The following is a 6,319-nucleotide window of genomic DNA, read 5'->3' on the forward strand; positions in this document are numbered from 1 at the left end:
AGTCAAGGACAAGCTGCAGCAAAGCGGCTCGGGTCTGTCGGGCGGCCAGCAGCAGCGTCTGTGCATCGCGCGCGGCATTGCCATCAAGCCCGAGGTGTTGCTGCTCGACGAGCCCTGCTCGGCGCTGGATCCCATCTCCACCGCCAAGATCGAGGAGCTGATTGCGGAACTGAAGAACGACTACACAGTGGTCATCGTGACCCACAACATGCAGCAGGCCGCCCGCTGCAGCGATTACACGGCCTATATGTATCTGGGTGACCTGGTGGAGTTCGGGGATACCGAAAAAATGTTCTTCAAGCCCCAGCGCAAGGAAACGGAAGACTACATCACAGGCCGCTTCGGCTAAGGACTTGAAAATGACAGAAAAACATTTGTCCACCCAGTTCGACTCCGAACTCAATCGCGTTTCGGCTCGCGTCATGGAGCTTGGCGGTCTGGTCGAGTCGCAGATCAGCAATGCGGTCTATGCACTGACCAGCTTCAGCACCGAAGCCGTGGAGCAGGTCATCAGCACCGAGCAGCGCGTCAACGCCATGGAAGTGGAGATCGACCACGAGCTGTCGTCCATCATCGCCCGGCGTCAGCCCACGGCCCGCGATCTGCGCCTGCTGATCGCCTTCTCCAAGGCCACGGCCAACCTGGAGCGCATGGGCGACGAGGCCTGCAAGATGGCCCGCATGGTCAAGTCCATCATCGAAAGCGGTGCGGCCCGCTCGCTGCCCAGCGGAGAGCTGCGCATGGCTGCCCAGATGGCCTCGGAGCTGCTGCGCAAGACCCTGGATGCCTTTGCCCGGCTGGACACCAAGGCGGCAGTGGCCATCTTGCGCGAAGACGACCTGATCGACGAAGAGTTCGACGGCTTCGTGCGCAAGCTCATCACCTACATGATGGAAGATCCGCGCACCATTTCCGCCAGCCTGGACCTGCTGTTCCTGGCCAAGGCCATCGAGCGTATCGGCGACCATTCCAAGAATGTGGCCGAGCTGATCATCTACCTGGTCGAGGGCAAGGATGTGCGCCACCAGACCATGGCTGAAATCGAATCTGCGGTGTTGTAAGACGGAGGCTGTTCAGGGATGAAGAAGATGCCCATGGTCCTCATCGTGGAGGACGAACCTGCGATTGCAGAGCTGATCGCGGTCAATCTGAGGCATAACGGCTTCCAGCCCGTCTGGGCGGAAGACGGCGTGTCGGCGCAGCGTGAGCTTGACGCCGTGCTGCCCGATGTGATCTTGCTCGACTGGATGCTGCCCGGAGCCAGCGGTCTCTCTCTGGCCCGCAAATGGCGCGCCGACAGCCGTACCAAGGCCGTGCCGATTCTCATGTTGACGGCACGCGGCGACGAGCCCGACAAGGTGGCGGGTCTGGATGCGGGAGCGGATGACTACATCACCAAGCCTTTTTCCACCCAGGAGCTGCTGGCCCGCATCCGTGCCGTGCTGCGCCGCCGGGCGCCGGAGCAGGTGCAGGACAAGGTCACCATCGGCGAGCTGGTGCTCGATGCCGCAGCCCATCGCGTGAGCTGGCAGGGCGATCTGCTCAAGATCGGTCCCACCGAGTTCAAGCTTCTCAACTATCTGATGAAGCACCCCGAGCGCGTGCACAGCCGTGCGCAGCTGCTGGACAAGGTCTGGGGTGATCATGTCTTCATCGAGGAGCGTACAGTGGATGTGCACGTCAAGCGCCTGCGCGAATCGCTGGGTGCGGCGGGCGTTCTGATTGAAACCGTGCGTGGCGCAGGTTACCGTTTCAGCGCTCAGGCCATGGCCTGAAGGCGCTTTCCCCACAACCTCGGCCCGCTCCGGCTGGGTCGACAAAAATCACAACTGAAAGCACATATGGGGTGGCGTGGTTTTCGATTGCTGGCCTCTCAGATTGCAGCAGCCGTGGTGGTCTGGCTGGCGTGGGCCACTCTGGTCGCACCCGGTGCGACGCTGGCTCAACAATCCCTGGCGGCCATGGCCGGTGCCCTGATAGGCGGCTGGATCTGGTGGCTGGTGGACAGCTGGAATGGTGCGCGGCTGCTGCGCTGGCTGCGCCAGTCGGAGCTGGGCGCAGTGCCCAATCTGTCCGGGATCTGGGGCGAGGCCAGCGTGCGCATGCGTCGCTGGATTCGCCAGAGCGTTCAGCAGGTGCAGCAGGGCGATCAGCGGCTCAACGACATTTTGTCGGCCCTGCAGGCCAGCCCCAACGGCGTGGTGCTGCTCGATGCGCAGGGACGCATCGAATGGTGCAACCAGATTGCTGCCAAGCAGTTCGGCTTTGATGCAGAGCGCGATGTGATGCAAAGCATAGGCAACCTGGTGCGCAACCCGCAATTCAGTGCCTATTTCGTAGCGCAGGATTTCACCCATGACCTGGTCATGCAGGGACGCGAAAGCACCCCGTCGCGCCCGGTCAAGCTGTCGGTGCAGATCTATGGCTATGGCGAGGGGCGCAAGCTGCTGCTGGCGCGCGATGTGACGGCTCTCGAGCAGGCCGAGGCCATGCGCCGCGACTTCGTTGCCAATGTCTCGCATGAAATCCGCACGCCGCTGACGGTGTTGGCCGGTTTCGTGGAAACGCTGCAGAACCTGCCGCTGCAGGAGGACGAGCGCAATCGCTATCTGGCGCTGATGGCACAGCAGGCCGAGCGCATGCAGCATCTGGTGGAGGATCTGCTGACCTTGTCGCGCCTGGAGGGCAGTCCGCTGCCCGGAAACAACGACTGGGTGTCGGTGGCGCAGTTGCTCACTCGCTGCGAGAACGAGGCACGCGGGCTCTCCAATGCCTTGACGCGCAAGCAGGCCAAGCCCCATGTGCTGAACTTTCCCGATGAGCAGGCGCTCAGGCAGGCCGGCGAGCTGGCGGGTGCCAGTGCGGAGCTGCACAGCGCGTTTTCCAATCTGCTGGCCAATGCCATGCGTTACACGCCTGCCGGCGGGCAGATTGATGTGCGCTGGCAGTTGCTGCCCGATGGATCGGCCCGCTTTGCCGTCAAGGACTCCGGCCCCGGTATCGACGAAAAGCATGTGTCGCGCCTGACCGAGCGCTTTTACCGCGTGGACCGAAGCCGCTCACGCGACACCGGCGGCACGGGCCTGGGTCTGGCCATCGTCAAGCATGTGCTGCAGCGGCACGGTGCCAGGCTCAGCATCGAGAGCGAGCTGGGCAAGGGTTCGGAGTTCGCCGTGACTTTTCCGCCCAGCCGCGTACGGGCCGCAGCTGAGGAGCCGGTCAAGGTCCTGTCGCGTTAGGCGCTGCTGGCAGCCCTCGGGGCCTTGGCGGTCGTATGGTTCTTCGCAGGATGCCACTGAATGCCAGGGCCGTGATCAGCAGGGCGGCCGCGCTGCAGACCCAGAAGGGCATGGGCGTGGCCTGCCATTCCTGCCAGCCGGGAGAGGCCTGCCATCGGTAGGTCAGCCAGTAGCCAAGGCCCAGGCCGCCGCCCCAGAGCAGCAGGCAGTAGATCACCAGAGGTGCCACGGTCACGCGGTAGCAGCGCAGCACGAAGATGCAATAGGTCTGCACGCAGTCCGCCACATGGTATGCCGCCACGCAGATCAGCAGCCACGACGTCATCGCCAGCACACGAGGGGAGTCGGTGTAGACGACTGCGATCCAGCTGCGAGCGATGAACAGTGTGGCAGCCGTCGCCATGCCGACCATCAGGGTCAGCCTGAAGCACTGCCGAATCAGCATACCTGCCCGGTCTTCATCGCCCGCGCCGCGCCAGTAGCTGACGCGGGCGCTGGTGGCAATGGCCAGGGACAGCGGAACCATGTAGCAGATGGCGGCCAGATTGGCGGCGATCTGGTGGCTGGCGGACGAGAGAGGACCCTGCCTTGCCACATACAGAGCCATGAGGGTGAAGGAGGTAACTTCCACCAGAATGGCCAGGCCCGCAGGAATGCCGAGTCGGCAGAAGCGGCCCAGCAGCAGCCAGTCGGGGGGCTCCAGCTTCTGCCACAGCGCCAGGGGCGCATAGAAATCCTGCGTGCGCATCAGCCACAGGGCGACGGCAAACATGGTGTAGTTGACCCACAGCGTGGCCATTGCGCATCCCACGGCTCCCTGGGGCGCGAGGCCCGGGCCGCCAAAGGTGAACCACACGGACAAGGGGATTTTGATCAGCAGCGAGACGAGTTGCAGCCAGGTGACCAGCTTGGGGTGGCCGAGTGCCTGGTTGAGTGCGCCATAGATGCGAAACAGCAGCGCCGGCGGCAAGCCCCAGGCCAGCACGGCGAGATAGCGCTTGACCTCCAGCTGCAGCGCATCGGGGACATCGGTCCAGCGCAGCAGCGCGTCGGGCATGAGCAGCATGGCCATGCCAAGCGCACAGGCCATGGCACACAGATACATGGACTGGCGCAGCGAATGGCCGATGGCCTGCGTCCGGCCGGCACCACGCTGTTCGGCCCACAAGGGTAAAAGAGCCTGGAAAATGCCCATCAGCGAGGCATAGACGCTGATGAAGATGGCCGAGCCCACGGACAGGGCGGCTACGGCCTCGTTGGAGTACCGGCTGGCGACGATGGTATCGGTGGTGCCGAAGGCCATGACAGCCAGTTGGCCGGCCAGCACCGTACCCGCATGGCGGCCAATGTACGGCAGCTCACCCTTCATGGCGCGGCTTGGGGGGCGGTGTACTTGAGCAGGAGCAGCACTTCCTTTTGACCGGCCAGACGGGTGATACGGCTGACCTCGCTCCATCCCTGGCGCAGCTTGCGATTGTGATCGCCGGCCCATCGGTCTGCGTCGACCAGTGCCCAGCCGCAGTCGCCGGGATCGCTGCGGCGCAGCAGTGCCGTATCCACGTGGGTGTAGTAGCGTACGGCCGCAATCTGAGAGCGGCCCAGGCCATAGGTGAGCACGCAGCGCGTGGCTCCGTTTTGCTTGAGCTCGCCGTCCAGCTGTGTCATCTGAAACGCATAGCTGCGAGCATGGTCCAGCGGCTCCATCCAGAGGGTGGACAGCAATACCCAGCTCAGCGTGGCGCCACCGGCCGGCAGCACCAGGCTCTTCCAGATGGCCGAGCGGTTGCGGGAAGTGCGCCAGACCACCAGCACGAACCAGCCGGCAGTGGCCACGAGTGCCACGAACACCGTCGGCCAGGAGATGCTGGCTTCAAACTGCGGGGCAAGGCGTGCGATATTGGCGGCAATCTTGGGGGGGAACCCGGTCTGAAATGCCAGCCAGACCACCCAGATGGCAATCGCGGATGCCGTAAAGAACAGCAGCGTAAACCAGTCGATCAGCGCGCTGATGCTGCGCCGAAAAGTGGGCAGCGCGAAGGCGGCCAGGGTGGCAATGGCTGGAAGTCCCAGCAGCAGAGCGCGATCGGCGGGGGTGCTGCTCAGGCATGCAGCCACAGGAACGGCGGCAAACAGCAAGGCGATGGACAAATGCGGGTTGTGGCCGGGGTAGGCAATCTGGCGGCGCCAGACCCATAATGTCCACAAGGCCAGGGGCCAGGCAGGCCAGCAGAACCACAGCAGCAGTTGCAGCAGGGCGCTCCAGTCCTTGAACGAGTCCACGAGATGCCAGACCCACTGATCCAGTGCGGTGGTCAGGCTCGCTGCCAGCACCGTGGCGGCAAGCCAGGCTCCGGCCCAGAGGCGTGCCTGGCGGTGTGAGCGGCCCGGATTGTCGCCCCAGCTGCGCTGGGTGAAGGCGATCACGCTGGCGCCCAGTCCGAGCAGCACGGCAAGTGTGGGCGCGCCGCTCAGGGCCAGACCCATCAGGCCGAATATCAGCGCCGCCGCCGACTTCCTCGGGTGATAGGCCATGGCTGACGCTGCGAAGAACAGCAGCGCCGTGCAGCCCAGCTGGGTGACATAGCTGGTGGTTTCATGCGACAGCTGGGCCAGGCCCAGGCAGGCAACCAGGGCCAGCAAGGCCCCATCGGCCATGGCGCGGGCGTAGTCGATCAACTGCGCCTCTCCCCCAAAGGCAAAGGCCACCGGCTGTGCACCGGGCGTGCGTGCCAGGTAGTAGGCGCCCCACCAGGTGGCCCCCAGGGTCACGATCAGCAAGGCGATAAAAGGCAGGCGTGCCGCCATTTCAGGACCCAGCAGCCACTCGAATCCCTGCAGCGACAGGGCTCCCAGCCAGTAGGGCAGCAGGCCGTCAATGCTGGGAGCCAGACCCGCGAGCGTGGGCGACAGCCAGTCGGTGCGACCCAGCGCCAGCTCGCGCATATAGCCGAAGGCCTCCATATCGTTGGAGCGCCAGGGGCCGCGCATGACAAAGCCGGGAATCACATAGGCCAGGCACAGCAAAAGCAGGGCCCAGCGCGGCAGTCGGCGCACGGCGCTTTGGGCAACAATGGCAGGTG

Annotated in this window: 6 protein-coding genes; 4 read left to right on the forward strand and 2 right to left on the reverse strand. The window is 64.4% G+C overall.

The genetic code is table 11. The annotated features are described in order from the left end of the window. The 4 genes from E2583_RS22575 to phoR form a co-directional block, all read left to right on the forward strand. The coding region (locus tag E2583_RS22575) for a phosphate ABC transporter ATP-binding protein (RefSeq protein WP_291598879.1) at positions 1 to 349 on the forward strand (349 nt) is incomplete at its 5' end. Between the two features lie 10 nt (positions 350 to 359). Beyond that, complete coding sequence (gene phoU, locus E2583_RS22580; RefSeq protein ID WP_003067322.1) at positions 360 to 1,061, forward strand: phosphate signaling complex protein PhoU; 702 nt, start codon at positions 360 to 362, stop codon at positions 1,059 to 1,061. Between the two features lie 18 nt (positions 1,062 to 1,079). Then, entirely contained in the window at positions 1,080 to 1,775 is a 696-nt protein-coding gene (phoB, locus tag E2583_RS22585) for a phosphate regulon transcriptional regulator PhoB (protein WP_291598882.1), read from the forward strand. Between the two features lie 87 nt (positions 1,776 to 1,862). After that, entirely contained in the window at positions 1,863 to 3,239 is a 1,377-nt protein-coding gene (gene phoR / locus E2583_RS22590) for a phosphate regulon sensor histidine kinase PhoR (RefSeq protein WP_291598884.1), read from the forward strand. Here the strand turns inward: phoR and E2583_RS22595 are convergent. Both E2583_RS22595 and E2583_RS22600 read right to left on the reverse strand, forming a co-directional pair. After that, complete coding sequence (locus tag E2583_RS22595) at positions 3,220 to 4,608, reverse strand: MATE family efflux transporter (RefSeq protein WP_291598886.1); 1,389 nt, start codon at positions 4,606 to 4,608, stop codon at positions 3,220 to 3,222. The two genes, phoR and E2583_RS22595, sit on opposite strands and share 20 nt — an antisense overlap. Beyond that, positions 4,605 to 6,319, reverse strand: a 1,715-nt coding sequence (locus E2583_RS22600) for a hypothetical protein (protein ID WP_291598888.1), incomplete at its 5' end; no start/stop codon positions are given. The genes E2583_RS22600 and E2583_RS22595, both read right to left, overlap by 4 nt.

Origin of the sequence: Comamonas sp. (genome assembly GCF_009360615.1) — a bacterium.
GTDB lineage: Bacteria > Pseudomonadota > Gammaproteobacteria > Burkholderiales > Burkholderiaceae_C > Comamonas.

Coding starts and splice junctions, on each gene's coding strand:
- phoU (WP_003067322.1), top strand. CDS start 360: ATGACAGAAAAACATTTGTCCACCCAGTTCGACTCCGAACTCAATCGC.
- phoB (WP_291598882.1), top strand. CDS start 1,080: ATGAAGAAGATGCCCATGGTCCTCATCGTGGAGGACGAACCTGCGATT.
- E2583_RS22595 (WP_291598886.1), bottom strand. CDS start 4,608: ATGAAGGGTGAGCTGCCGTACATTGGCCGCCATGCGGGTACGGTGCTG.